The organism is Psychrobacillus sp. FSL H8-0510, from assembly GCF_038008345.1.
GTDB classification, from domain to species: Bacteria; Bacillota; Bacilli; order Bacillales_A; family Planococcaceae; genus Psychrobacillus; species Psychrobacillus psychrotolerans.
The window spans coordinates 1,812,214-1,838,234 of record NZ_JBBOYZ010000001.1 but is presented as its reverse complement, the minus strand read 5'-3'; the positions used below and the strand labels follow the sequence as shown (position 1 = coordinate 1,838,234).

General features: G+C 35.6%; 27 protein-coding genes and 1 other annotated feature. Of the genes, 23 read left to right on the top strand and 4 right to left on the bottom strand.

Annotated elements, in window-relative coordinates:
* Positions 1 to 83: 83 nt before the first annotated feature.
* Positions 84 to 284, bottom strand: coding sequence for an aspartyl-phosphate phosphatase Spo0E family protein (locus MHI40_RS09010; protein ID WP_175496146.1), 201 nt, complete (start codon positions 282 to 284; stop codon positions 84 to 86).
* 278 nt (positions 285 to 562) lie between these two features.
* Here MHI40_RS09010 and MHI40_RS09005 point away from each other — a divergent pair, with 278 nt between their 5' ends.
* The 15 genes from MHI40_RS09005 (at position 563) to MHI40_RS08935 (ending at position 13,902) form a co-directional block, all read left to right on the top strand.
* The gene (locus MHI40_RS09005; RefSeq protein ID WP_340762346.1) at positions 563 to 1,345 is read left to right on the top strand and encodes an aminoglycoside phosphotransferase family protein; all 783 of its coding nucleotides are present in this window, start codon (positions 563 to 565) and stop codon (positions 1,343 to 1,345) included.
* A gap of 31 nt (positions 1,346 to 1,376) precedes the next feature.
* Entirely contained in the window at positions 1,377 to 2,039 is a 663-nt protein-coding gene (locus MHI40_RS09000; RefSeq protein ID WP_340762345.1) for an HAD family hydrolase, read from the top strand.
* A gap of 21 nt (positions 2,040 to 2,060) precedes the next feature.
* Positions 2,061 to 2,357 carry an antibiotic biosynthesis monooxygenase family protein gene (locus MHI40_RS08995; RefSeq protein WP_093534071.1) on the top strand — a complete coding sequence of 99 codons (297 nt, stop codon included), beginning with the start codon at positions 2,061 to 2,063 and terminating at the stop codon, positions 2,355 to 2,357.
* Positions 2,358 to 2,659: 302 nt separating this feature from the next.
* Positions 2,660 to 3,016 carry a hypothetical protein gene (locus tag MHI40_RS08990; RefSeq protein WP_340762344.1) on the top strand — a complete coding sequence of 119 codons (357 nt, stop codon included), beginning with the start codon at positions 2,660 to 2,662 and terminating at the stop codon, positions 3,014 to 3,016.
* Between the two features lie 76 nt (positions 3,017 to 3,092).
* On the top strand, positions 3,093 to 3,302 hold the full coding sequence (locus MHI40_RS08985; RefSeq protein ID WP_340762343.1) for a hypothetical protein: 210 nt from the start codon (positions 3,093 to 3,095) through the stop codon (positions 3,300 to 3,302).
* 397 nt (positions 3,303 to 3,699) lie between these two features.
* Positions 3,700 to 4,197 carry an AAA family ATPase gene (locus tag MHI40_RS08980; protein WP_340762342.1) on the top strand — a complete coding sequence of 166 codons (498 nt, stop codon included), beginning with the start codon at positions 3,700 to 3,702 and terminating at the stop codon, positions 4,195 to 4,197.
* 103 nt (positions 4,198 to 4,300) lie between these two features.
* The gene (locus MHI40_RS08975; protein ID WP_340762340.1) at positions 4,301 to 5,176 is read left to right on the top strand and encodes a GNAT family N-acetyltransferase; all 876 of its coding nucleotides are present in this window, start codon (positions 4,301 to 4,303) and stop codon (positions 5,174 to 5,176) included.
* A gap of 806 nt (positions 5,177 to 5,982) precedes the next feature.
* Entirely contained in the window at positions 5,983 to 6,324 is a 342-nt protein-coding gene (locus MHI40_RS08970) for a DNA-binding protein (protein WP_340762339.1), read from the top strand.
* 283 nt (positions 6,325 to 6,607) lie between these two features.
* Positions 6,608 to 7,033, top strand: a complete 426-nt coding sequence (locus tag MHI40_RS08965) for a hypothetical protein (RefSeq protein WP_340762338.1) — start codon at positions 6,608 to 6,610, stop codon at positions 7,031 to 7,033.
* A 674-nt stretch (positions 7,034 to 7,707) separates the two neighbouring features.
* Complete coding sequence (locus tag MHI40_RS08960) at positions 7,708 to 7,923, top strand: hypothetical protein (RefSeq protein WP_340762337.1); 216 nt, start codon at positions 7,708 to 7,710, stop codon at positions 7,921 to 7,923.
* A 212-nt stretch (positions 7,924 to 8,135) separates the two neighbouring features.
* Complete coding sequence (locus MHI40_RS08955) at positions 8,136 to 8,930, top strand: polyphosphate kinase 2 family protein (protein WP_340762336.1); 795 nt, start codon at positions 8,136 to 8,138, stop codon at positions 8,928 to 8,930.
* A gap of 111 nt (positions 8,931 to 9,041) precedes the next feature.
* On the top strand, positions 9,042 to 10,250 hold the full coding sequence (locus tag MHI40_RS08950) for an argininosuccinate synthase (protein ID WP_093534083.1): 1,209 nt from the start codon (positions 9,042 to 9,044) through the stop codon (positions 10,248 to 10,250).
* On the top strand, positions 10,247 to 11,620 hold the full coding sequence (gene argH, locus MHI40_RS08945) for an argininosuccinate lyase (protein ID WP_093534085.1): 1,374 nt from the start codon (positions 10,247 to 10,249) through the stop codon (positions 11,618 to 11,620). Before MHI40_RS08950 ends, argH begins: the two co-directional genes overlap by 4 nt.
* Before the next feature lie 169 nt (positions 11,621 to 11,789).
* Complete coding sequence (locus tag MHI40_RS08940) at positions 11,790 to 12,683, top strand: PucR family transcriptional regulator (RefSeq protein ID WP_340762335.1); 894 nt, start codon at positions 11,790 to 11,792, stop codon at positions 12,681 to 12,683.
* Positions 12,684 to 12,804: 121 nt separating this feature from the next.
* The gene (locus MHI40_RS08935) at positions 12,805 to 13,902 is read left to right on the top strand and encodes an ABC transporter ATP-binding protein (protein WP_093534089.1); all 1,098 of its coding nucleotides are present in this window, start codon (positions 12,805 to 12,807) and stop codon (positions 13,900 to 13,902) included.
* A 40-nt stretch (positions 13,903 to 13,942) separates the two neighbouring features.
* Here MHI40_RS08935 and MHI40_RS08930 read toward each other — a convergent pair whose 3' ends face one another.
* Positions 13,943 to 14,521, bottom strand: a complete 579-nt coding sequence (locus tag MHI40_RS08930; protein ID WP_340762334.1) for a YitT family protein — start codon at positions 14,519 to 14,521, stop codon at positions 13,943 to 13,945.
* Positions 14,522 to 14,724: 203 nt separating this feature from the next.
* On the opposite strand from MHI40_RS08930, the gene MHI40_RS08925 reads away from it, so the two are divergent.
* On the top strand, positions 14,725 to 15,147 hold the full coding sequence (locus tag MHI40_RS08925; protein WP_340762333.1) for a GNAT family N-acetyltransferase: 423 nt from the start codon (positions 14,725 to 14,727) through the stop codon (positions 15,145 to 15,147).
* A 173-nt stretch (positions 15,148 to 15,320) separates the two neighbouring features.
* A complete protein-coding gene (locus MHI40_RS08920; protein ID WP_340762332.1) occupies positions 15,321 to 16,550 on the top strand; it encodes a transglycosylase SLT domain-containing protein in 1,230 nt (409 codons plus the stop codon).
* Positions 16,551 to 16,799: 249 nt separating this feature from the next.
* Here MHI40_RS08920 and MHI40_RS08915 read toward each other — a convergent pair whose 3' ends face one another.
* Positions 16,800 to 17,078 carry a hypothetical protein gene (locus MHI40_RS08915; protein ID WP_340762331.1) on the bottom strand — a complete coding sequence of 93 codons (279 nt, stop codon included), beginning with the start codon at positions 17,076 to 17,078 and terminating at the stop codon, positions 16,800 to 16,802.
* A gap of 227 nt (positions 17,079 to 17,305) precedes the next feature.
* Positions 17,306 to 17,521 (top strand) — a binding site (T-box leader).
* A gap of 36 nt (positions 17,522 to 17,557) precedes the next feature.
* Here MHI40_RS08915 and argS point away from each other — a divergent pair.
* From argS to MHI40_RS08890, 5 genes are all read left to right on the top strand, one after another.
* Positions 17,558 to 19,237, top strand: a complete 1,680-nt coding sequence (argS, locus tag MHI40_RS08910; protein ID WP_340762330.1) for an arginine--tRNA ligase — start codon at positions 17,558 to 17,560, stop codon at positions 19,235 to 19,237.
* Between the two features lie 533 nt (positions 19,238 to 19,770).
* Entirely contained in the window at positions 19,771 to 20,490 is a 720-nt protein-coding gene (locus MHI40_RS08905) for a S16 family serine protease (protein WP_340762329.1), read from the top strand.
* A gap of 123 nt (positions 20,491 to 20,613) precedes the next feature.
* Positions 20,614 to 21,867, top strand: a complete 1,254-nt coding sequence (locus MHI40_RS08900) for a Y-family DNA polymerase (protein ID WP_340762328.1) — start codon at positions 20,614 to 20,616, stop codon at positions 21,865 to 21,867.
* A gap of 125 nt (positions 21,868 to 21,992) precedes the next feature.
* A complete protein-coding gene (locus MHI40_RS08895; RefSeq protein WP_340762327.1) occupies positions 21,993 to 22,727 on the top strand; it encodes an SDR family NAD(P)-dependent oxidoreductase in 735 nt (244 codons plus the stop codon).
* Positions 22,728 to 22,890: 163 nt separating this feature from the next.
* Positions 22,891 to 24,318, top strand: coding sequence for an aldehyde dehydrogenase family protein (locus tag MHI40_RS08890; RefSeq protein ID WP_340762326.1), 1,428 nt, complete (start codon positions 22,891 to 22,893; stop codon positions 24,316 to 24,318).
* 223 nt (positions 24,319 to 24,541) lie between these two features.
* On the opposite strand, the gene MHI40_RS08885 is transcribed toward MHI40_RS08890, so the two are convergent.
* The gene (locus MHI40_RS08885) at positions 24,542 to 25,324 is read right to left on the bottom strand and encodes a helix-turn-helix domain-containing protein (RefSeq protein WP_340762325.1); all 783 of its coding nucleotides are present in this window, start codon (positions 25,322 to 25,324) and stop codon (positions 24,542 to 24,544) included.
* A 215-nt stretch (positions 25,325 to 25,539) separates the two neighbouring features.
* Between MHI40_RS08885 and MHI40_RS08880 the strand changes: the two genes are divergently transcribed.
* Positions 25,540 to 26,010: a DinB family protein gene (locus MHI40_RS08880; RefSeq protein WP_340762324.1), complete on the top strand. Its 471-nt coding sequence runs from the start codon at positions 25,540 to 25,542 to the stop codon at positions 26,008 to 26,010.
* Positions 26,011 to 26,021 lie beyond the last annotated feature (11 nt).

The following is a 26,021-nucleotide window of genomic DNA, read 5'->3' as shown; positions in this document are numbered from 1 at the left end:
TGGAGAAATCGGTTTTTCATTTCGTGCTGCGGTGTGTTTCATCGCAGCAAAAATAACTAAGTTAGGTACCTAACTTATACAATTCAAGAAACTTTACGTTGATATCTATTTAGTAGTTCATCAAGTTCTTGACTGCAAGTAACAACAATAGGATGAGTAAATCCAAGACTCTTTGCCTTTCTATACATATCCTGTTTCTTTTGTTCAATTCGTAGCAATAATAATTTTTGTTGCAAATGACTGTTCACAATAATTCTTCCTCCGTAATGTATATTTAGCTTCATTTCATGAGTGTATATCTAGTAGGTAATGTAGCAACCTGCTTATTGTATAATATAGAATTTGCAAATATTGTCGGAACACGGAATGTAACATACATTTCACAATAATGTCACAATTTATATAACTTTTGACATGATTATTGTCGCAATTCAACTTTTTGGGTAGACATTTCAAGTTTTATGTACAACTAATTATTACATAATATTTGTATATAAAAGGATTCTGTGGTGCGGATGAAGAATATCCATATAAAAGAAACAGTTTAAAGGAGGTGCAAAAATTGAAAGAGTATATACATAAAGCATTGCCCAAGCAATTTGAGACAATCATCGGCAATATTCAAAAAGTTTCTTATCCAGCAAGGCAGGGAGCAACTTCTGAAGTAGTTTTTCTTCATACCGATCAAGGGAAATATGTTTGTAAACGCTCCTCTTTACCACAGTATAAGACATGGCTATTAGAGGAAGCGAAAGTTATGAAAGAACTGAATACTAATACTTCCCTACCTATACCAACTTTTTACGATTATATGGAAGACGTGGGTAATAGTTACCTGCTCATGAGTATGGAAGAAGGGGTTCCTTTAAGAGAGGCATTGTTAGCTGTTAAAACAAATGAGGAACAAGTGAAACTCATTCAAAGCTTTGGTGAAAAGTTAAAGAAATTGCATGAAACTTCCCTACCACCTGAATGGGACCATCAGATAAGTTGGTTAGATATACAACTGAAAAAGGCTGCATACAATTTACAACACTATGAGGTGGATGGAAACCCGCAATTATTAGATAGTCTCCTAGAACACAAACCTAGAGCTATACCTCAAACGCTTATTCATGGAGATTGTACAATAGATAATGTTTTAGTCGCAGACAATTCTGTCGAAACGTTTATAGATTTGTCCGGAGTAGCTTATGGCGACCCAAGATATGATGTGGCACTTGCCATTCGCTCCTTTATATATGATAAGTCATTTTTAAATGCATTCTATAAAGGTTATACATTATTGAGATTATCGAAAGAAGAATTTGATTATTTTGATGGGGGACTTTACGAGTTTTTTTAAAAAAATAATTGATTGAATAGGAGTATTGGGAATGATTAAAGCAGTTATATTTGATTTTGATGGGTTACTAGTGGATACGGAAACTATATGGTATGAAGCATTCAGAGAGGTTTTTTATGAGCGCTATCAAGTAGACTTAGATTTAGCAGGATATTCCGAATGTATAGGCACTGGAAATGATGTTTTATACAGTTACTTTCGAAAAATTGCAGGTGATGCAGTTGAATGTGAATTGTTAGAAGAGCTTGCAGCAGCAAGATACACAAGCATGATGAGAGCTCCAGTGCTCAGAGAAGGTGTAAAAGAATATTTAGAGGAGGCCAAACAATATAACTTGAAGATAGCATTAGCTTCAAGCTCCTCAAAGCAGTGGGTTCAAAGCTACTTGGAACAACTTAACATAATAGATTACTTTGAAGTGATCAATACTAAAGATGATGTAAAAAATATTAAACCAGATCCAGAATTATACATCAAAACACTTAGAGATTTAGATTTAACTTCAAAGGAAACAGTTGTATTTGAAGATTCCTTAAATGGATTAAGTGCGGCTAAGCAAGCAGGAATTCGTTGTATCATTGTTCCAAATGCAGTTACGAAAAATTTGAAATTTGAGGACTTTGATGAGCGAATAGAATCGATGTCACAAATTTCTTTAAGTAGTTTATTAAAGAAATTAGAACGCATTATATAAGATTAAAAAAGGTGGGATCACATGATATTAGAAGCTGTAATGATTCACGTTAAACCAGGACAAGAAGAAAACTATGAGGATGACTTTCGCAAAGCATCTCAAATTATATCTACTATGCAGGGTTATATAAATCACGAATTACAGCGTTGTATGGAGGTGAAAGGGAAATATCTGTTGCTAGTAAGGTGGGAAACCTTAGAAAGTCATACTGTAGACTTTAGAGGATCAACCGAATATCAAGTGTGGCGAAAATTACTTCATCCTTACTATGAACCATTTCCTATAGTCGAACACTTTGAGCACGTACAAATACCTTAAATATTTTACTTCAATAAGAATAGTGAATAGTGAGAAAGGGATTGCAGTTGCGATCCCTTTATTTTTAGGCTCTGTTAAAGAAAGAGGTTGATAATCGTTAATGACTGCGAAGGAGAGGTTTCCCTATATAAATTTTTATTGGATATTTATGTTAAAACTAAGGGCTTGTGAAAGTGTTCACTTAAACTAACGCAGCAGTTTAGTTTAAAAAGAAGGTATATATGAAATGAATCGAAATAGTTAATAAAAGAGAGTTTTTTTATATTATAATTAATTTATTAATTGGGAAAAGAGGTAAGAAAATGAAAAAAAATATGTTAATAGCGATTGCATTTACTTTAGTAGCGATGTTTACGTTCAGCATCACTTCAGAAGCTTCATCCACAAAAGTAATGTGGGGTAAAACGGAACTTAAAGCAGGGCAGATTGGTAAAGTAACACTTTACGGAGATATGGGAACATTTAAGGTAGATGGCTCTAGAGGAAAAGTGTTACCAGCGGGTGGTGAGTACCGTGTCTATTCATTCCGTAAAGATATTTTCGGAGGAGAATACGGCTTAGGCGGCGGATTGTTTGTCCATATGTACGGTCCTTTGGAGTACGAAACACCTTCTAAGGCTAAGTTAGCATTACTTAAAAGTAATAATTCAATAGATTAAAAGAAATAGAAGGAAGGATAGATATTATACAATGTAGTCCAGTTTTAAGCTGGGCTATTTTTTTATGGAGGAAAAAATGTGTTTAGTGAATGCGAGGATAGTACAACGACAAGAAATTCATGAGATTGGTATGTCAATGGTTGAATTGACAGGTTCTCAAACAAAATTAGGCGATGGTGTACAACATAATCAAGATATTTATCTCAATAAGAAAGATGGTAGTTTATTTGTAATCAGTATAGATGGACCAGTCGAACGGTGGGTAAGTTTTACCAATGAGGGATAGTATAGACCTCTTTGTTCAACTAACGGGTGCTTTAGTTGAACAAGAGGCTGCCTTTAAGGGTAGCTTTTTCTTATTGAACTAACGCAGCAGTTTAGTGCAACAAGGACTATAGTAAGATTTACAACGCTAAGTAAAGAAATGTTACCAAACGACGCTTTGGGTGCACTTTCATTAATCAACAATCAAGCCATATTCTTGAATAAAGATTAAAATAAGCTAGGTCATAGGGGTTCTTTATATCCTAAAATAAAAAAATAAATTAAATGAAAAGCCCCAATTTAGATATTGAATAATCATACTTAAAGAAGATAGTTACTATTACTAATAATCTAGGTTGTAAATTATAATTTTACAAGGTGGGGCAATAACCAATAAAATAAGCTCGGGGGATAAAAATATGAAAAAAATAGGGACTCTATACTTTTTCTGTGGAAAAATGGGAGCAGGAAAATCAACTAAATCAAAACAATTGGCTATAGAAAAACATGCAGTACTGTTATCTGAGGATGAATGGCTTGCATCTCTTTATCCCAATCAGATTACATCATTTGAGGACTACCTAAAATTCTCAGCACAACTCAAGCCGATGGTGAAAAAGCATGTCCAAAACATATTAAGTGTTGGTACAAATGTAGTGATGGATTTTCCAGGTAACACTCAAAAACAGCGAAAATGGTTTTTGGATATAGCGTCAGAGGTCAATGCAAACCATCAACTAATTTTCCTTAATTTAAATAATGAGCAATGCTTACGTCAAATTGCACAAAGGCGTAACGAACAACCCGAAAGAGCAACTTTTGACACGGAAGAGACGTTTATTCATGTTGCTAAATTTTTTGAAGCACCAGAAGCATCCGAGGGTTTAAATATTTTAGAGTTTAGTGGAAAAGAATAGTCATAGCGGTTAGTTTAAGATGATTAAATATAAGGGGTAGGCCTTAGGAATAATATCGAAAAGATGGTTACAAATACAAAGAAGAATCGAGGAAATTAAATAAATGAGTAAACCTGTAATTCGAACTTATAAAGATTCAAGTGATTTAAAACGAATGCAGAAACTTACACAAGCTATATGGACACTGGAACCTAATTACCATATAGGCGATCTAGCTTGGCAACGCCACCGACACGCTGGACGCGAGGTTGATTGGGATACTGCAATTTGGGAAATAGATGGGAAGCCCGTTGCTTGGGGATGGATTCAAAAACCTGGTGAGTTAATATGTCAAGTTGATCCTGATTTTCCTGAGATGGCCAAGGATGTCATTGACTGGTTTGATAAAATAACTAAAACCAATGAGCAAAAAGTGACTGTCCTAGAAACGGAGTCGCATTTTATTTCAGCCTTAGAAGATTCTTTATTCAACCCATTAGCAGAAAATCCAGAAGTCCTCACAAAAATTTCATTGGATAGTTGTTCATTCCCTGTTCAATTACCAGATAAGTTTAAAGGTCGCCATATCAAGGGTTCTGAGGATTTAACAAATCGTGTGGCAGTACATAAGGCTGCATTTCATGGGTCCAGAGTCACAGAAGAAAGTTACTTGAACGTTATGAATACCTATCCTTATGATTCTTCTCTTGATTGGGTAATAGAATCCCCAAATGGTGAGTTCGTAGCATCTTGTTTAATTTGGTTTGATGAAGATAACAAGGTGGGGTTACTGGAACCTGTTGGAACGGATCCGAGATTTAGGAGAATGGGGTTAGCCAGTTCAGTCTGTAAGCTTGCTCTCAATGCGTTGCGTGATAAGGGGGCAAAAACGGCAGTTGTTGTTTGTACTTCCCCTAAAACACATGAATTTTACAAGTCTATTGGATTTGAAGCATTTGCTCAAACAAAATCTTTTCATCGTCTTAAAAATACTTTATAAACTTCGCTGTTTTTCTTAAACTAACGGGTGCTTTAGTAAACAGTGGCTGCTTTGAGGGCAGCTTTTTCTTATTGAACTAAAGCCGCAGGTTAGTTGAATAATACATAGGATTCGCCGAAATGGAGGAGGAAAAATGAAAACACTCAAGAAGTTTGTTTTTTTTATTATAACTTTTAACGTAATATTCTTATCAATCTTAAACTTACAGTATATTTACAGATTTGGTATGGAAGATGATAACTTTTCATCGTTTTGGTATTCTTCAATTTTACCTATTTCTTTCTCAATAATACCTTTAGTTTGTTTCAGTATTAGTTGGTTTATTTCAAAATTTCTTATTCAGAAATTAAAAATTAACTCAATCTTAGGCTCAGCCACAATTCTTCTAATTACTGTTATATTAACCTATACGTTCACAGAAATAATGGTCCATGATTCAATTTGGTCATTTATAACGGTTATTAGCACTATTTTAACTTTATTCCTATTTTTCTATATATATCGGAAAGATGGTAGTTTCACCCGCGAGAGTAAAATTAACGGAGTGCTTTGAATTGAGTTCCTTATTCAACTAACGGGTGCTTTACTTCAGGAAGGAGTAAAGCTGTTTTCTGATTGAAGTAACGTACATAGGTTAGTTCAATAAAAAGTTTTTTTTGCGCTTGTGTTGAATAAGTTAATATCTGTAATTATTCAACACAAGGGGTGCTTTACTTCAAGTTTTCAGGTGGTACTTTTTTATAACTAATGTGGTAGGTTTGTGTAAATAGAATTCAGAATGTTCAAGGAAGTATGAGGGGATATAAGTGAAAAATAATTTAATATCAATTTCTATTTTTAGTTTAGCAATATCTATTGTAATAGGCAGTTGGTTAGTAGCTAATGCCAACAAAAATGTCTATCCAAGTCAAACTGTTCAGGAAGAAAATGAAGTTAAAGAAGAGGTAAAGAAATTACTAACACAAGAAGAATTAGCATCGTATTTAGGTTTAAGTGTTGAGGAAAGTAAAAAATTAGGTCCTGTTGGGGGACCACCTACTAGCACGAGTGTACTTCCCTATATAAAAATTGTTGATAAAGTTTATTATTCAAAAGATGCTATCGATAAGTGGTTAGTAGAATATGGCACTGCACATCTGAACAATTAAACTTACGGTTGCTTTACTTCAAGAAGGAGTAAAGCTTTTTTTGAACTAACGCGACAGTTTAGTTGAATAAGGAAAGGTTATTTAAGTTCTATTGTCAAAACGCTTATTTGTATAATGGTCGTAGAGTTTCTCCAGTAGCGGATATGGCTTATCGACAATATCGATATATTGAAGGATTAAGAGGTAATCCATGGTTCCGAAACCATGACAGTAAGATAAAATAAGGAAAGGGGAAAATGTAATCGAGAAGAAAAGCTTAATCGCATTTATCATTTATTTCATAGTGACATGTATCTGCCTGTTCTACTTTTTTTATGATACGAAAGAATACGAACGTATTAATTCCCTTTCCTACTTTTTACCAACGATACTAACATTATTTTTAGTAACGTGTGGCTATATATTGTTTTTAGCTTTTGGTGAAAAAAAAGATAAAGAGATACTCTTTAAAATGATCATTTGGTTCATTATTGGAATCGGGAGTACCACTTTGTTATATGAATTTGTCAAACCGAGTTATACTTATGCAGAAGCAAAAGCAATAGTAGAGCAAAGATACGAGGAAGTAGATGTTATAGACAGTCATTCTACAACTTCTACTCAAGTAGAAACTGGTAAAGAAATCTACCGTATGACTGCAATGAAAGATTCAAAAAAAACCCAGTTAGTTTTTAATCCATACACAAAGGAAATAATATTTCTCAAATAAAATTACCTAGAATTTTATCGTAGAATAAAGTTTCTATTTTGTATACGCTGAAATTTAAAGACAAATAAAAAATACCGATTTATTATTAAGTGAATTGAACCCCGAATAGGGCTCTTCATTACAATGGATTGATTATACGGTGACGAATAATAAAAGCTTTTGGGCTGTTTAAGATTCATAGCATTGTTTTGTTTATTTTGCTATGTGACCAATCAGCCCAAGGGCTTTTTCATCTTGTTCAACTACGGGTGCTTTACTTGAAGAGCATCGAGCTGCTTAGGTGCTCATTTTTCTTATTGAACTAAAGCGGCAGGTTAGTAGAAGAATCGTCTTTAACTCTTATTCAATAATCGCGAGTCAGAGAATAGTAATTGGATAAATATTGAAACAAATAAGGAATTCAATTCGTATATTAGTTACTAAATACTCTAGAGTGGTGTTGGAAGGGGTTGGCTTTAATCACTATTATCGTCTATCCGATAATTTTCATTAAATTTTTGTTTATAGCTACAGCTTATTAACAAAATTTAAACCCTTTATACAACAATCGGACGCTATTGTTGAAGAAGTGCCACTTTTCTTCTTCAACTACGGGCGCTTTACCTTTAAGAAGGAAATACTTATGTGGAATCTATTCATGCTGACTTTCGTATATAGACCGAGGGGGAATATTTTTGAAAAACACAAAGTTAAGAATAGCATGGATTATTCCTAATGTATTTTGTTACTTGATGCTATTAGGATTATCCATTTGGACAGTAGCTAACAGCGAAGGGTTAGAAGAAATCAATAGATTATCACTTTACGTTATATTTATGCTTTTACTTTTCTTAGTATCAGTTTACGGAAGTTACCGAATTTGGACATGGATAAAAGAAGGTAAAATATAAAAAGTTCTTATTAAGCTAGCGGGTGCTTTAGTTAAAATAAGACAGAAAAAGGTGAGCTTGGAATTGGTTTTCCAAGCTAATTTTTTCTAGACAAAATCAACCATTAATTTTAACATAGCCTACTTTTATTAAACAAAACATTCATTCAATTACTGTTTTTAGGGTTGTAATAGAAAGTTGGGTATACAAAAAGTAAATAAGGAGGGATATCATTGCCAAAATCATTAAGTAATTTAGAAGCAACACAATTTGAGCATTCTAAAAAGGACTACAAAAAGAAACTAAAGAAGCTACAATATCATTTACTAAGTTTACAGAAGACACTTCTCGAGAAAAAGATTGGTCTCATACTTGTTTTTGAAGGAATGGATGCTGCTGGGAAAGGGGGAGCTATTAAGCGTTTAACACAGCGTCTTGATCCTAGAGGATACATCGTTCATCCTATTTCCGCCCCCCAACCACATGAACTCCGTTATCACTATTTGCAACAATTTTGGAGAAAACTTCCACAGTATGGACAAATAGGGATTTTCGATCGCTCCTGGTATGGGAGAGTATTAGTTGAACGAGTAGAAGAACTGGCAACTAAAGAAGAATGGAAACGTGCTTATAAAGAAATAAATCATTTTGAAAAAACCTTAACGGATGATAACTACATTATTATTAAGCATTGGATACATGTCTCTGAGGAAGAGCAATTGAAACGTTTTACAGAACGCAAGACCGATCCTTATAAAATCTGGAAGCTAACAGACGAGGACTGGCGTAATCGGGAAAAATCTGACCAGTATATAGAAGCAGCTGAAGATATGTTTGATAAGTCGAATCGTACAGATGCACCTTGGTTTATAGTCCATGGTGATGACAAATTATATGCTCGCTTAACCGTACTACATAATATTATTCGAGAGATAGAGAACCAGTTTGCTATAAGAGGGATTGAATATACGCTCATTTCTGAACTAGAAAAACAAAAAAAGGAAGAATCGATAAATATACAAAAATAAGAATAATTACTTATATTTATTAATTATTAGTTGTATTCATACAAATTCCATGTTACATTATGTATATTAATACTAAAACAATGTATATAAATGCAATGGAGGAATATAAAAATGAACAAAAAAGTGGTTTTAGCATATTCAGGCGGGTTAGATACATCAGTCGCAATTACATGGTTAAAAGATGAAGGATACGACGTTATAGCGGTTTGTTTGGATGTTGGCGAAGGGAAAGACCTGACATTCGTGAAAAATAAAGCATTAGAAGTTGGAGCAATTGAGAGTTATATGATCGATGCAAAAGAAGAATTTGCTAATGAATATGCATTAATTTCATTACAAGCACATACATGGTATGAAAACAAATATCCATTAGTTTCCGCTTTATCACGTCCACTGATTTCTAAAAAATTAGTAGAAATTGCAGAACAAACGGGAGCAACAGCAGTGGCACATGGTTGCACAGGTAAAGGAAACGACCAAGTGCGTTTCGAGGTTTCTATTAAAGCATTGAATCCAGATTTAGAAGTAATTGCGCCAGTACGTGAGTGGAGCTGGAGCCGTGAAGAAGAAATTGCATACGCAAAAGAAAAGAATATTCCAATTCCTATTAACCTAGACAGCCCATTTTCTATCGATCAAAACCTATGGGGTCGCGCAAACGAATGTGGCATTTTGGAAGATCCGTGGGCTGCTCCACCAGAAGAGGCCTATGATTTAACTGTTTCTCTAGAAAATGCACCGGATACTGCGGATGTCATTGAAATTGAATTTTTACAAGGAGTTCCTACTTCCATAGATGGAAAAGCATATCCATTACACGAACTCATCTTAAAACTAAATGACATTGCTGGAAAACATGGTGTCGGTCGTATCGATCATGTAGAAAACCGTTTAGTTGGTATAAAATCACGTGAAGTGTATGAAATTCCTGGCGCACATACCTTACTTCTAGCGCATAAAGAATTAGAAGATATTACTCTAGTAAAAGAATTAGCTCATTTTAAACCAGTAATGGAGAAAAAGTTGACGGAACTTATTTATGAAGGACTTTGGTTCTCACCACTTAGAACCGCTTTAGAGGCATTCTTAAAAGAAACGCAACAATATGTAAACGGAACAGTGCGTGTTAAATTATTTAAAGGGCATGCAATTGTAGAAGGACGTAAATCTCCAAATTCTCTATACAATGAGAAGTTAGCAACATATACAAAAGATGATGAGTTTAATCATGCATCAGCTGTAGGATTTATCGAGCTATGGGGACTACCAACAAAAGTTCACGCTATGGTGAACAAGGGAGCAGAGAAGGTGAAGGCATGACTAAACTATGGGGCGGCAGATTTCAAAAATCTGCCGAACAATGGGTCGATGAATTTGGAGCATCAATCGGATTCGATCAAACATTAGTGAATGAAGATTTAGATGGCAGTATTGCACACGTTCAAATGTTAGGAGACTGCAATATACTACCATGTGATGATGTCCAAAGTATTTTAGGAGGTCTCGTCCAACTCAAAAAACTGGCAGTTGAAAACAAATTAGAGTTTTCTGTTGCCAATGAAGATATTCACTTGAATTTAGAAAAAATGCTAATCGATTTAATCGGGCCAGTAGGTGGAAAGCTGCATACTGGGCGTAGCCGTAACGATCAAGTGGCAACAGATATGCATTTATTCTTGAAGAATAGAGTAATTGAAATAATCGAGTTAATCGAGACTTTCCAACAAACACTTGTTACACAAGCAGAAACACATGTAGAAACCCTTGCACCAGGATATACGCATTTACAGCGTGCGCAACCAATTTCATTTGCTCACCATTTGATGGCTTATTTTTGGATGCTAGAACGCGATAAGGATCGTTTCAAAGATTCTGTGAAGCGCATCGATATTTCACCACTTGGAGCAGGTGCACTTGCGGGGACGACTTTTCCAATTGATCGTAAGGTAGCTGCTGAATATCTTGGTTTTGCAAATGTTTATGAAAATAGTATGGATGCTGTGAGTGACCGTGATTTTATCCTAGAATTTCTAAGTAATTCTTCTATGTTAATGGCCCATTTGTCTCGTTTTGCGGAAGAAATTATATTATGGTCTAGTGCTGAATTCAATTTTATCGAATTAGATGATTCTTTTTCAACTGGCTCTAGTATTATGCCTCAAAAGAAAAATCCAGATATGGCCGAGTTAATCCGTGGGAAAACTGGTAGAGTTTACGGCAATCTTATGGGCTTATTAACTGTCATTAAGGGTCTTCCACTTGCCTACAACAAAGATATGCAAGAAGACAAAGAGGGCATGTTCGATACTGTACATACAATCGTTGGATCATTGAAAATTTTTGAAGGCATGGTACGTACAATGGTAGTTCACACAGAACGACTGCATGATACTGTTCACAAGGATTTCTCCAATGCAACGGAACTAGCGGATTATTTAGCTGCAAAAGGACTTCCATTCCGCGAAGCACATGAAATAACTGGAAAACTAGTTTTCCTATGTATTCAACGTGGATACTTCTTACTCGATTTACCACTAGAAGATCTTCAGCAGGCAAGTAGCTTGATAGAGTCAGATATTTATGATGTACTATCACCACTAGCAGCTGTTAGAAGAAGAAATTCTTTAGGTGGTACTGGTTTCGAGCAAGTGAAAGTACAAATTGAAGAGGCAAAGAAACGACTAGCATAACAAAAACAAAACCTGTAGACACTCTAAAAATGAGTTGCCTACAGGTTTTATTGTATTTCCAAAAAATTAAAAGCGTGTTGGTTTATGATAAGCTACAATAATAGTAGAATAGTCAAAACTTTTCTGTAGATTGCCAAAAAGGTAATTCTTTCGAAAGAAGGTTTATATAATGATCGATCAATTAAGAAAAATTTACTCTACACTACAAGTATATAAGGACAGTTCCGACGAATTAGGCATAGATTACAAATGGTTTACAACAGACAACCATGAAGTAATTGGTATCCGTAACGACGAACTAACCTCCAAAGATATCTCATTATTAACTGCTTTTCTATCCCCCTATAATGTGAAATTCCCTAATCCAACGGATGTAGAGGGAAAGTGGAGGAAACTTATTTTCTCTACCGAACCAATAGAGGGAGAGAAGGAATGGAAACCTAGTAATCCTTTTCGTTTCGTATATTTTTCGTTTAATAAAGATCAGGTAGAACCTATCTTGTTTAAAGATGCCATAGATGCGCTCTTTGACAAGCAAGTGTCCATTCTTTGGCACAATGAACACGAAGGTTTTATCATCGAGCAGCAAATGGTGGATGAGGATAGCATTTCATACGATCAGATAATCGATATTTTAATGAGTGACCTTTATGTGAAAATTAACTTCTTTGTGGGACCATATAAAAAGGATGTTAATGATCTTTCCCTTCACTATAAATCCTTGACCAACGTGGCCAACCAAGTATTCCAGTATACGAACAAATCGGTAGTGACTTATGTCGATGCTATACCTTTTATCTTAACAAAGCAGACCGATGAAGGATTAAGACTGGATATTTCTAAAACTATATTACATGAGTACATATACGATGAAGAAACGATTAAAATGATCGAGACTTTTTTCGAATGTAACTTGAACCTTTCCGAAACAGCAAAAGTACTCCATTTACACCGAAATAGCCTGCAATATCGATTAGATCGCTTCGTTGATAAGACGGGAATCGATATTCGTCAATTTCATAATGCAATGACTGTATCCTTGGCATTGCTAGCAAGAAAATGATAGTTAGTAAATATACACAAAGATCTGGTTCATCTTTGTGCACTATTCCCATTTCTTGAAAATTAGAAATATAGTATTCTATTACTAATGAAAGCACTTACAATTTCAAGGGGGAAATAGAATGGCTGAACTTAAATTAGTAAATGTTAAAAAGGTATACGACAATAAAGTAGTTTCTGTAGAAGACTTCAACTTAGAAATAAGAGATAAAGAATTCTTAGTACTAGTTGGCCCATCTGGTTGTGGGAAATCAACAACATTACGTATGATTGCTGGATTAGAGGAAATTTCTTCTGGTGATTTATATATTGGAGACAAACGCGTAAATGATGTGCCACCGAAAGATCGTAATATTGCGATGGTATTCCAAAACTACGCACTTTACCCTCATATGGATGTATACAATAATATGGCTTTTGGGTTGAAGCTTCGCAAATTTAAAAAAGATGAGATTAAAAAACGTGTGGATAATGCTGCAAAGATTTTAGGATTAGAAAATCTATTGAATCGTAAGCCAAAAGCTCTTTCTGGTGGTCAGCGTCAGCGTGTAGCACTTGGTAGAGCAATCGTTCGTGATGCAGAAGTTTTCTTAATGGATGAGCCGTTATCTAACTTAGATGCAAAACTTCGTGTGCAAATGCGTGCAGAAATTCAAAAACTACATAGCCGTCTACAAACGACTACGATCTATGTAACCCATGACCAAACAGAAGCAATGACAATGGCTACAAGATTAGTAGTTATGAAGGACGGGATCATTCAACAAGTGGGAGCGCCAAAAGAAGTGTATGATGAGCCAGACAATGTATTTGTCGGTGGATTTATCGGTTCTCCAGCGATGAACTTCTTGAATGGTAAATTGATCGGTAATTATTTCATCATGGATGATGTAAAGTTATTAGTTCCTGACGGCAGACTGAAGATCCTTAAAGAGCGTGGGTATGACGGTAAAGATATCATTCTTGGTATTCGCCCAGAGGATATTAATGATGAGCAAGTATTCCTAGACTTCTCTCCGGAAACAAAAGTGAATGCATCTGTGGAGGTTGCGGAACTAATGGGTGCGGAAATCATTCTATATTCACAAGTGAACAATCAAAGCTTTGTCGCTCGTATTGACTCTCGTTTCAATATTACAGCAGGGGACACAATCGACTTAGCATTTGACCTGAGTAAAGCACATTTCTTTGATAAAGAAACAGAACTACGTATAAAATAACATTAAGCCGCTAAAGGAATTATATCCTTAGCGGCTCTTATTATGAAATCGTTACTTTCCTCGTAATAAAACTCGTTGTTACACCAACAAAAAATATCGTAATTATCGATAGAAGCAATGTATCAACAGATAATAATAGCCCACCGCATAACACCACAATCGAATCGATAATAAAAATCAGTATACCTACATTAACACCCGTTTTCACACTGAGTAGTTGAGCTACTAAATCGGTGCCCCCCGTGCTGGTCTTAAAGCGTAGCATTAAACCTATTCCTGCTCCAACAAAAACTCCACCTAATATGGAGCTATAAATTGCATCGATATGTATAAACCCTACCAATGGTTGTAGAATATCTATCAAAAAAGAAGAGATAATCATCCCATGCAAACTATTATAGAAATATTCCCGATAATTAAACCACGCAATAATAAAAACCGGAATACTAAATAATATAATCATTAATCCAGGCTTTAAACCCCAGAGATAATTTAAAATGAGTGCGATCCCGATAATTCCACCATCTAGCACTTTATATGGGATTAAAAAAAGATTAATACCCAATGCTATAAAAACACTTCCAACTAATATAACCAAGCCTTTTTTTATCAAATGCATCTCTCCCCAGGACATCCATGTATATAGAATATGAAAAAAAGAAAGTGATAATGTAATAATATAAGGGGATTTTTAAGAAAAAGAATTATTTATTGTAATTACATTATGGTTATTTTTATTTGTACTCTTAATGAAGGATAAATGGTTGTGAGTCACGAATAATCAAGTTGATATTGAAAAAGGTGTTGAAGGAGAGTGTGGTAATGGATAATTTCAAGATTATTGAGAAGTTTGATGAGAAACGAATAGAGGAGTTACATAGCTTATTTAAAAACGAATGGTGGACGCAGAAGCGTCAAATAACCGAAACTAGGAAGCTGTTAGAAAACAGTAGTGTTGTAATTGGTTTGATTCATGAGAAATCAGGAGAACTAATTGGGTTTGCAAGGGTGATTTCAGATAGTATATATAGAGCTTTCATATTTGATGTTATTGTGAAAGAGAATTACAGAAATGATGGTATCGGTACTATTTTGATGAAAAGTATTCTAAACCACTCTCATGTTAAAGATGTCGAAAGAGTTGAACTTTATTGTCCTGATAGATTGGTTTCGTACTACGAAAAATTTGGTTTTTCCACAGATGTAAATGGAAGTAATTTAATGAGACTTAGCCATAATCTTTAAGTATGCAATATTCATATTAAATTTAATTCACTTATACTTAGGTAGAAACTATGTTAGAAAGCTCTTTTCCTTTCCCAGCAGTTTCATAGCCTAGAAGTCGCTATTAAACATTAATCCTTTATGGTAAAATATACTAGATAAGTATAAAATTTAAATGAATGGAGATTGAATAAATGAAATCAATCAAAATATGGGCAGGTCTCTTAGCTTGTTTAATCCTTCTATGTTTTTCCTATGATGAAGCATTAGCTGAGTCAACATGGGCATCTAAATGTACAACTTATGGAGAAATTAAACCAAATCAAAATCCCTCTTTTCAGCACATAAATTGCTTACTTACGAATGCTGCTTTGGAAGCAGAGATTCCACCCGAAGTGGTGAAAGCAGTGGCTTCCACAGAAAATGGTAATTGGAGACAATTTGATGAGAAAGGTCAACCTATAATCTCAACAGACAATGGAATTGGTCTTATGCAAATCACCAATCAATCGGACTATAATCAAGAAAAATTGAAATACGATATCAATTACAATATTCAGGCAGGCGTCGAAATTCTTAGCAATATGTATAAACGAACAGATCTTCCAAAAATAAAAGAGACAGGAAGAGATATAATCGAAAACTGGTACTTTCCTATTATGGCCTATAATGGGACGAAGCCTGTTAACAGTCCACTTATTCAGTCAAATGGATTAAAGAACCAAGCCGCCTATCAAGAAAAAGTCTTTTCGCTTCTTGAAAAAGATAGTTACTTATACGGCACGAAATTAGGGCAGTTTCCTTTTAATGCAGCTGATTTTGAATATGACCCTAATAGCTTAGAAAATATAAGATTCAAAAAGATGGAGTATTCCTTAAACGATCAAATACATTCCTCTGCATATCATTTTCAAAAAGGAGACAAGGTTTTAGTAACAGAAGATAAGGTAAAGTTAAGGTTAAAGCCCGGATCTTCATCCATTCAAAAGCAATTAGCAAAGAATTCTACCTTAACAATTGAAGGTGATTTCATTTTTGATCAATCTTTGACAAGTTTAAACCAATTTGTATGGTACCCAGTTAAAACAGAAGATAAAAAGTTAGCAGGTTATATCTCCTCTGCGTATATTACAAAGAAATTAGATGTATCCGCTGTAAGAGTGATGTGGGGAAAAACAGAACTCAAATTGGGGCAAATAGGTAAAATTACTATTTTATCTAATACAAACTTGGTCAAAATGGAAAATAACGGATCATTGACTACGGTACGTCCTATGAAAAAAGGAGAGGAATACCGAGTTTATAGCTATAAGAGCAATCATGGTGGTTTATACGGTGTAGGTAATGGAAGTTATGTTCAAAAGTCCGCTAAAGTAAAGTATGAAACACCATCTAAAAGAAAGTTAGCATTACTTGCAAAATAACTAAAGCTAGTCGTCGATGTAATTAGATTGTCCAAACTACCCGGAAGTAATTAAGAAATCTCTTTATATAAAGTCAATCGAGTAGAATATGAGTCAACTAGTTATGAAAATTTGAATGCCACTTTATCCATTAAACTATACATGGGATTAAGTGGCATTTGTTTGTTTTGATAAAGCTAATTAATACAATCATGACAACTCCACTTAAATATTAGCCCTTTCTGTGAAGAATAAGCGCAAATTAGTGTACTATCTCCTCGGGGAATTTATTTGTTTTTTTATTTTTTCCATTTCAGATGTTAAATAATCAAGCTGTTTCTGCATATTTTTACTATTTCCATTGTTGCCATTTTCACTTTGTTCCTGCCGTGCCTCTTCTATAGCTAATACGGATGCCATCGTAGCAAGAACATCGCCAAGTGTAGTGATTGCCCCTGCGATGACAGCGAGTTTAGCGCTTTGGCTATCTGTTTGGTGGTTTTGACCATTTTGATTTTCATGGAATAAAAAGTTTTTATTTTTATCCAAGTCGTTAACCTCCAATAATTTACACTTACCTTTTGTGCTCATTATATTCATAGTGTGGTTTTTGGTGAAAATTTTTTAGTTGCTTCTGAGGAATTTTGGATTACTTGTATTAGTTGGATAAGTTGTGCAATGATTCAATCAACGGGACCATGATAAGTATTTATAAAATTTGAACGATGGTGTTGACGCAATTTTGAAAATACTGTACTATATGTAAAATCATAAAGTTAAATTCGTTGATGAAGAGAGTAATCGATGCACAACTGCGGAAGCGAGTTAGGGACGGTGGGAGCCTAATACAGAAGATCGATGAAGCGCACTTCGGAGAAATGTCCTGAAATGGAGTAGGGAAAATCGGGGAAGACACCTCGTTACAAACGTAAAAGCGGTCACATTTGTGGCAACTAGAGTGGTACCACGGGAATATAGCTCTCGTCTCTTATATAGAGACGAGGGCTTTTTATATTGGAGGAGAAAATATGAGCCTGACATATCAAATTGCAACTATCATTTCGAATGCTTTAGAAAATGAATGGACTGTAGAGCAAGTGGAACAATTATTAGAAAAACCAAAGCAAACAAAACACGGGGATATGGCATTTCCTTGTTTTACATTAGCTCCTAAAATGCGTAAAGCTCCGCAGCAAATAGCGTTAGAGTTAAGTAAGAAGTTAGAGGATTATTTAATCACTAACGTACAAGTAGCTGGAGGATACGTGAATCTTTTCCTCCATCAAGAACTGGTTACTAACCAAGTTTTACAAGCTATTACGACCGATTTACAGCAGTACGGAAGTAAAAAGAAAGAGCATGAAAAAATTATCATTGATTTTTCCTCACCAAATATAGCAAAGCCTTTTTCAATGGGGCACTTGCGTTCAACTGTAATAGGCAACTCGTTAGCGAACATTACAGAGAAAAATGGGTACGAAGCTGTTCGTATTAACCACCTAGGAGATTGGGGCACGCAGTTTGGCAAGCTTATTGTCGCTTATAAATTATGGGGAAACCAAGACAAAATTCTTGCAGCACCAATTGCAGAGCTATTAAAGATTTACGTGCATTTTCATGACATGGCAGAAAAAGATGACTCGTTAAACGGTCAAGCTCGTGCAGCCTTTAAATCGCTCGAAGAAGGGGATGAAGAAGCTCTAAACTTATGGAATTGGTTCAAAGATGCATCTTTAAAGGAGTTCCAACAAATCTATGAACTTTTGGGTGTTCGCTTTGATTCGTATGCTGGAGAAGCTTTTTATAACGATAAGATGACTAGTGTAGTAGACGGTTTAAAAGAAAAGGGATTGTTAATGGAATCTAACGGGGCGTTTGTAGTAGAACTCGAAGATATGCCCCCTAGTCTGATTACAAAGAAAGATGGGGCTACCCTTTATGCAACCCGTGATCTAGCAGCAGCTATCTATCGTCAACAAACATATCAAGCGACTAAGACGTTTTATGTTGTAGGAAATGAACAAACACTTCACTTTAAGCAACTATTTTCGGTACTTGAGAAAATGGGCTATGAATGGGCTAAACAGCTAGAGCATGTTCCATTTGGAATGATGCTGAAAGACGGCAAAAAAATGTCTACCCGTAAAGGTAAAATAATCTTGCTGGCTGACGTAATAGAGGATGCCATTCACACAGCAAAGCAAAATATTAATGAGAAAAATCCAACCTTAGAGGATAAAGAGGAAATTGCCAAGCAAGTTGGTATAGGAGCAGTTATTTTCAATGATTTAAAAAATGATCGCATGAATGATATTGATTTTTCGTTAGAACAGATGCTTAACTTTGAAGGCGAAACTGGACCTTATGTACAATATACTAATGCTAGAATCTGTTCGTTGCTCCAAAAAGGCAACTTTAAGGCTGAAGAATTCAACTTTTCACCACTTGGAGATGAAACATGGCCAATTATCCAACTACTCGAGGATTTTCCTCGAGTTGTAGAAAAAGCGTTTGCTCATGCTGATCCATCTCAAATAGCAAAGTATTGTTTACTACTATCGCGCCAGTTCAATAAATATTATGCGAATACCAAAATTTTAGCTAAGGATGAAACCACTTCTTCTAAGTTAACATTAGCGTTTTCGGTATCTATAGTTTTAAAGGAAGGCCTACGTTTATTAGGTATGCCAGCTCCTGAAAAGATGTAATGCCAGGTTGGAATAAGTACGGTTATAATATTCTGCAACTGTATACAGTACTCTACAAAGACAAGCACGAACAATAGAACGATAGTTTCTGCTTTTAAGGGAAGGCATGGAAAACTCCATTTGATCGAAAAAGAAGCAAACGAGCTAAATAGGCGTTTGCTTTTCTTTGTTATCTGGATATTTGATGTAAATTTCCGATGAACGAATCAGCAATATTTTTCAAATTTCGATTGTTTCGCAAGCACCGCACTTAACTTTGGTAAGACTCCTAGAAATTGTGGATTCAATAGGGAGGTTTTTTTTAGTAGCTAATCGAATAAGTATAAGAGTATGTATCGGAAGGATCGGTGATCAAGATAATTGAATCAACAAACAAGCATCAAATACTTCCGTTTGTAATGACAATTTTTGTTTACTATGCGGAGCTCTATTTGTTTCTCCTCGATTATATTTCTAGTTTTTTCTTTTGCAACATCCTGGCATTGCTCGTTATATTGTGGCCATTTTATTTATTAGGAATTAGGAAAACAAACATGTTAAAACATATCTTCCTATTTTCCTTTATCGCTTCGTTTCTTTTATTGATATATGAAGTACCACTGATTTCAATGGAAGGGAACCGGTATGTCGTATCATCTTATCATCCACCAGAAGAACTAGTAAAAAGCTCTGGAATCTACGTGTTGGGTGTAAATACGATCGAGGTACTACTGGAGGAAGGCTTAGAAGAACAAGATTTTTTAGAGCTTAACAGTCACTCCATGATTTTTGATATAAACCAAGTTACTAATATCCATCGCTATGCGAATAAAACTATAGCACTTATTCAATTGATTGGTATCAATTTAGAAGTAGATTATGTTCATCAGATGTCCATGAATGTAAATGCGTATTTAAGTACAGGTAATATAGCAATTGATGAATTTTTATCTAGAAATAATGTAAATGGGAACAGTGCGGGTTTGGCTCTCGTATTATCCAGTCTAATAGAACAAGAGGAAGTTAAAAATGCAAAAACAATTGGTGTGACAGGTGCTATCAGTAAAACTGGGGAAGTAATAGAAATTGGTCAAGTAAAAGAAAAAGTTCTAAGTGCAAATAAAATAAATCTCCCGTATATAATTCTCCCTCTTGGAAATTTGGAAGAAGCCAATGAAGTAGTGGAATCATTAAATCTTCCAATAGAAGTTATCGGAGTTCAGACTGTCAGTGATGCCATTCAAAAAATCAATGAGCTAAACGAGGAGAAATAAAAGGAGAATGCGAATAATACAACGTTTTTTTGCCTATCTACCCAATTTTTTACCATTGAATAAGAACGTTTGTTTGTAATATACTATAAAGAACATACGTTCCGAAAGAGAGTGGTGAATATTATGTATGAAGGACTAAAAAACCGGAAAATTATATGTATTGATATACGAAGTTTTTTTGCGAGCTGTGCAGCAGCAGATGCTGGCCTGGATGTTACGACTACACCGATTGCAGTCATCGGAAATTTGGAGCAAAAAGGAAGTATCGTGCTTGCTGCATCTCCACCTATGAAAAAACAGTTTGGTGTGAAGACTGGAACTCGCTTGTTTGAAATACCAGATCACCCTTCCATACATCTTATTGAACCTAAAATGGAGTTTTTCGTTCGAGTATCGATGGAAATTACACGCTATTTACATCAGTTTGTCCCACATGAGTCCATTCATGTGTATAGTGTCGATGAGTGTTTTGTAGATCTTGGCGGAACAGAAAAGCTTTGGGGACCTATTGAAAACACGATAAAACGTATACAAGACGAATTATATGCTCAATTTCAGTTGCCATGTGCAGTGGGTATGGGACCAAACATGCTTATGGCTAAGTTGGCACTCGACCTGGAGGCGAAAAAAAGTGGCTTTGCTAAATGGGCATATGAAGATATTCAGGAAAAGTTGTGGCCAGTAACACCTTTAACTGAAATGTGGGGGATAGGATCACGTCTTCAAAAAACATTAAACAATATGGGGATTTTTAAAGTGGGTCAATTGGCGAATACCCCATTATCCTTACTCGAGGAAAAGTTTGGTGTAATGGGCAACCAACTGTATTATCATGCTTGGGGAGTAGATCTATCCGAGCTCGGAGCACCTCTTGCTGAAGGGCAGATTAGTTATGGTAAGGGACAAATATTATTTAGAGATTATCGTAGTAAAAAAGAAGTGATGGCAGTCGTTTTGGAAATGTGTGAGGACGTAGCTAGACGAGCACGTGAAGCGGAAATGGTTGGGAGAACCATACATCTATCTGTTGGGTATAGTAAAGAGGAATTTGGCGGTGGATTTAATCGTTCCCGTTCTATTGATGAACCGACAAATGCCACCATGACGATTTATAAAGTATGTGAGCAAATTTTTGATGAATTTTATGATCGCCGTCCTGTTCGAAAATTATCCATCTCGATTACCAATTTAGAACCAGAATACTCCATGCAACTAAGCTTGTTCGAAGAAAGTAAATGGAAGGAACGGAAGCTTGGAAAAACAATGGATGCCTTACGTAGTAAATACGGTTCTACTTCCGTTTTACGTGCAGTTTCATATACAGAAGCAGGAACTGCAAGAAAACGTGCAGGATTACTCGGTGGACATAAAAAGTGAAACTTAGGTAGTTTAATACTTTGACTTTAGGAAGTAAGAAGACTATATTTAGAATATAAATATCTTCAATTCAAGATATAAAGTTTAGATATTTAAATTTTATTTAGATAGGGAGAGATTTTCTAATGAAATTACAAGGAAAAGTAGCTATTATCACAGGTGGTGCATCGGGAATTGGTGCTGCAACAGCAAGACTTTTTGTTGAAGAAGGCGCAAAAGTTGTGTTAGTAGATTTAAATGTAGAAAAAGGCAAAGCGTTTGAAGCAGAGCTAAAAGCTCAAAATGCCGATGCACTATTTGTTAAAGCAAATATTACAAGTGAAGAAGAAGTTCAAAATATATATAAAGAAACCATCGCCGCTTTTGGTAAAGTAGATATAGTTTTCAATAATGCTGGAATTGGTCGCGTTACTCCTACAGAAGAGTTAGAGTATGCAGAATGGCGGAATACAGTGAATGTCGATTTAGACGGCGTATTCTTAGTTGCGCGTGAAGCAATTCGTGAAATGCTTAAATCTGGTGGTGGCACAATTGTCAACACTGCATCTATGTATGGGTGGGTAGGTTCTCCTGGATCTGCTGCTTATAATGCGGCAAAAGGCGGAGTTATTAACTTAACTCGCTCACTGGCATTAGAATATGCAACCAAAAATATTCGTGTAAATGCACTGGCACCTGGTTTCATCGATACACCGATTATTCCGGAAGAAAGCAAAGAAGTCTTAAAAACGATGACCCCAATGCAGCGTCTAGGGCAGTCAGAAGAAATGGCTAAAGCAGTACTATTCTTGGCTTCAGATGATTCTTCCTTTATGACTGGAAATGTTCTAACAGTGGATGGCGGATATACCGCACAATAAGTAAACCTTTAAAATGACTTCCGACTTCAACTCGGGAGTCATTTTTTATTATAGGAATTACTGCTCCACCAAAGAAGTAACCCCCATCCTTGTTATCCACTTGTTTACGAACAGCCAAAAAGGGAACAAATAAAATAAGTCAATTTTATAAAGGAGTTTTATTATGCTTAATCATACAAAACAATACATCAATGGGGAATGGGTGGACTCTACTGGTTCAGAAACAATTGAAGTAGTAAACCCTGCGACAGAGAAAGTAATTGGTAAGATTAGCAGCGGCACGAAAGATGACGTAGATCGAGCTGTGGAGGCTGCAAAAGACGCGTTTCCAACCTTTTCAAAAACATCAGTGGATGACCGGATAAAACTTTTAGAGGATATTGCAAACGAATACGAAAATCGGAAAGATGATTTGATAAAAATAATAACCGAAGAACTTGGTGCTCCAATCACCAAATCAGAGAAAATCCATTATCAAATGGGCCTTCAACATTTTAGGCAGGCTGCAGAAGAGTTGAAAACCTTCGAATTCATAGAGGAAAGAGAAAATTCTTATATTCAAAAGGAAGCGATTGGTGTAGCTGGACTGATCACCCCATGGAATTTCCCAACCAATCAAATTTCTACAAAACTCGCTAGTGCATTGGCAGCAGGGAGCACCTTAGTAGTGAAGCCTGCATCTAAAGCTCCCTTTGCATCTATTATTCTAGCGGAGATTTTTGATAAAGTTGGTGTTCCTAAAGGAGTATTTAACCTAGTGAATGGTTCCGGTTCAATAGTAGGGGAGGCAATTTCCTCTCATCCGGATGTCGATTTGGTATCTTTTACTGGCTCGGGAGAAGTCGGAAGTAGTTTGATGAAAAATGCTGCAGATGGTATTAAAAATGTATCATTGGAACTTGGAGGGAAATCTCCATTAGTCATTTTAAAGGATGCTGATGTAAAAGAAGCAGCAAAAACCGCATTAACTCAAATTGCTACAAATACGGGACAGGTATGCTCCGCAGCAACACGAGTGATAGTACAAGATGAAATGCATGACGATTTTATAGAAGCAATGAAGGAATTAGTAACGGAGTTTCCTGTTGGCGATCCACAGGAAGAAAGTACATTTATGGGGCCGCAGGTTTCCAAAGAACAATGGGAAACCGTTCAATCCTATATCCAAAAAGGACAGGAAGAGGGAGCCACTATCGCTATCGGGGGACCTGGCAAACCCGATGGAATGGAGAGAGGTTTCTTTTCCAAAATAACTGTTTTCACGAATGTGCAAAATGATATGACAATTGCGCAGGATGAAATTTTTGGCCCCGTTATGTCCGTTATTACGTATAAGAATATTGACGAAGCTATTAAAATCGCCAACGATACCGTATATGGCCTTGCTGGTTACGTATTCGGAAATGATAAAGAAGAACTGAAAAAAGTGGCTTTAAATATTCGAGCAGGACAAATAAGAATCAATAATAGTAAATCAGACATATCGGCGCCATTTGGTGGCTTTAAGCAATCCGGCATTGGTCGCGAATGGGGAGATTATGGAATTGAAGAATTCCTGGAGCCTAAAGCAATTATGGGAATGCCCTCTTAAATAGAATAGAATCTGTTTGAGTAATTTTAAAAGCACTGTAAAGTCCTCAGAGCTATTTCACAGCGAGTAAGTGAACGATAAATCGTTTGCAAACTCGCTGTTTTTAATTTCAAATTCAACCCTTCCTAAAGGAAAAAAACAGAAATAAGACAGGTAATAAACAATGTCTATTAAAAACCAATGTTAAAGTGGTAAACAGTAACTTCATTTGCTTCACAAGAGATCATTCCTCCAATTCCTCATAGAATTCAAATAAGTCTCGTTGGCAAATCTTTTCAAAAATACCTGCGTAATAACCTGCAAGATTATGAATTTTCTTCTTTTTAGTAGCATGTAAGGAGATTGATAGTGCCTGGTATCCAACGTTTTCATAGAAATCTTTGTACTGAGGGAAGCAATTAATGACACGGTGAGTTAAGCTTCTGTAGACACCATACAATTGACTTACTGTCCTTTGGTCTTTTCCAAGCATCGAGAAAATAGTTGATTTAAACTGTTGGTAGAATGTATTTGAGTTTTTATGTAAAGAATTATCCGCAGTATCTTTAGAATACGTATTATGTAATAATTCTTTTTTAGGGCTTAAAGAATAATCGGTTTCTTTCTCCGTAAAATGCCCTTCAGTGCTTGATATTAATAGAGTTTGAGATACCTCACGACTGATCATTTCCGATTGGTCAACGTAAGGCAAAATGACTAAAATATTAGCGCCATAACCTTTTGCTACACGTCGAATGGTAGAGATTCTTTCAATAATACGAAGACTTTCTAACTTACGTAACGATCTTCGAACCGTTGAATCCGATTTATTAATCACTTGTGTAACTGTTTTTACTTTTAAATGAGCAGCACCAGGATACTTACAAGCATATTGTGCAAGGAAGGATAACACTGTACGATCCGTATCATTCAACTTGTAATAATGCTCCGTTAGATGCGATCTAATATGTCCATCCATTTCAGTAACACTTTCAAAAGTTTGATATTCCTTTAGATAAATCGTCATTTTATTTTCCCCCTAGAATGATGTAAGTTAGCGATTAGCCAAACGCTTCACAACCATTACATAGAAGAAAACAGGAAAAAAGAATACATAATACAATAAAGAGTTCTAAAAAACTTGAGGAATCTCTTTTAATAGGAGAAAGGGAAGGGATTTAGTGTGGTCAAAGAGAATACATTTAAGAGCAGGAGTGTTAAAAGAAAAGAGGGGGATTAATATTGGAACAAACAATTTTTCAGCATATGCAAGTAGTAAGGGGAATAACAGAAAAATCTATCCTACAAATACCCGAGGAACTGGCAGATATTATTGCACCAGGATTTACGAATAATATTCGTTGGAACTTTGGTCATATTGCATACATACAGGAAAAGCTTGTATTTGGTGTTTCTAGCGAAAAGATGAATCTTCCGGAAGCATATGAAGTATTTTTTAGTGCGGGTACGAAACCCGCTGATTGGATTGGAACTCCACCATCTCTAGCACATATTTCGGAGGAACTAATTGCACAAAAACAACGAATAGAAGATTACTTACCCGGAAAACTACAGAATAGATTGCCTGAGCCTTTCACTAACAAAGCTGGAATTACATTTCATACGCTTGGAGAAACTTTTCTATTCAGTTTCTATCATGAGGCCCTGCATATGGAAACGATCAAAAGGATTTATCGTGCCATTAAAAACTAAAATCAAGGAGG

What these genes read in the sequence shown, in the direction of transcription:
- MHI40_RS09010 (WP_175496146.1), bottom strand. Translation starts at nt 284, where the DNA reads ATGAAGCTAAATATACATTACGGAGGAAGAATTATTGTGAACAGTCAT.
- MHI40_RS09000 (WP_340762345.1), top strand. Translation starts at nt 1,377, where the DNA reads ATGATTAAAGCAGTTATATTTGATTTTGATGGGTTACTAGTGGATACG.
- MHI40_RS08995 (WP_093534071.1), top strand. Translation starts at nt 2,061, where the DNA reads ATGATATTAGAAGCTGTAATGATTCACGTTAAACCAGGACAAGAAGAA.
- MHI40_RS08990 (WP_340762344.1), top strand. Translation starts at nt 2,660, where the DNA reads ATGAAAAAAAATATGTTAATAGCGATTGCATTTACTTTAGTAGCGATG.
- MHI40_RS08985 (WP_340762343.1), top strand. Translation starts at nt 3,093, where the DNA reads ATGTGTTTAGTGAATGCGAGGATAGTACAACGACAAGAAATTCATGAG.
- MHI40_RS08980 (WP_340762342.1), top strand. Translation starts at nt 3,700, where the DNA reads ATGAAAAAAATAGGGACTCTATACTTTTTCTGTGGAAAAATGGGAGCA.
- MHI40_RS08975 (WP_340762340.1), top strand. Translation starts at nt 4,301, where the DNA reads ATGAGTAAACCTGTAATTCGAACTTATAAAGATTCAAGTGATTTAAAA.
- MHI40_RS08950 (WP_093534083.1), top strand. Translation starts at nt 9,042, where the DNA reads ATGAACAAAAAAGTGGTTTTAGCATATTCAGGCGGGTTAGATACATCA.
- argH (WP_093534085.1), top strand. Translation starts at nt 10,247, where the DNA reads ATGACTAAACTATGGGGCGGCAGATTTCAAAAATCTGCCGAACAATGG.
- MHI40_RS08940 (WP_340762335.1), top strand. Translation starts at nt 11,790, where the DNA reads ATGATCGATCAATTAAGAAAAATTTACTCTACACTACAAGTATATAAG.
- MHI40_RS08935 (WP_093534089.1), top strand. Translation starts at nt 12,805, where the DNA reads ATGGCTGAACTTAAATTAGTAAATGTTAAAAAGGTATACGACAATAAA.
- MHI40_RS08930 (WP_340762334.1), bottom strand. Translation starts at nt 14,521, where the DNA reads ATGCATTTGATAAAAAAAGGCTTGGTTATATTAGTTGGAAGTGTTTTT.
- MHI40_RS08925 (WP_340762333.1), top strand. Translation starts at nt 14,725, where the DNA reads ATGGATAATTTCAAGATTATTGAGAAGTTTGATGAGAAACGAATAGAG.
- MHI40_RS08920 (WP_340762332.1), top strand. Translation starts at nt 15,321, where the DNA reads ATGAAATCAATCAAAATATGGGCAGGTCTCTTAGCTTGTTTAATCCTT.
- argS (WP_340762330.1), top strand. Translation starts at nt 17,558, where the DNA reads ATGAGCCTGACATATCAAATTGCAACTATCATTTCGAATGCTTTAGAA.
- MHI40_RS08905 (WP_340762329.1), top strand. Translation starts at nt 19,771, where the DNA reads ATGTTAAAACATATCTTCCTATTTTCCTTTATCGCTTCGTTTCTTTTA.
- MHI40_RS08900 (WP_340762328.1), top strand. Translation starts at nt 20,614, where the DNA reads ATGTATGAAGGACTAAAAAACCGGAAAATTATATGTATTGATATACGA.
- MHI40_RS08895 (WP_340762327.1), top strand. Translation starts at nt 21,993, where the DNA reads ATGAAATTACAAGGAAAAGTAGCTATTATCACAGGTGGTGCATCGGGA.
- MHI40_RS08890 (WP_340762326.1), top strand. Translation starts at nt 22,891, where the DNA reads ATGCTTAATCATACAAAACAATACATCAATGGGGAATGGGTGGACTCT.
- MHI40_RS08885 (WP_340762325.1), bottom strand. Translation starts at nt 25,324, where the DNA reads ATGACGATTTATCTAAAGGAATATCAAACTTTTGAAAGTGTTACTGAA.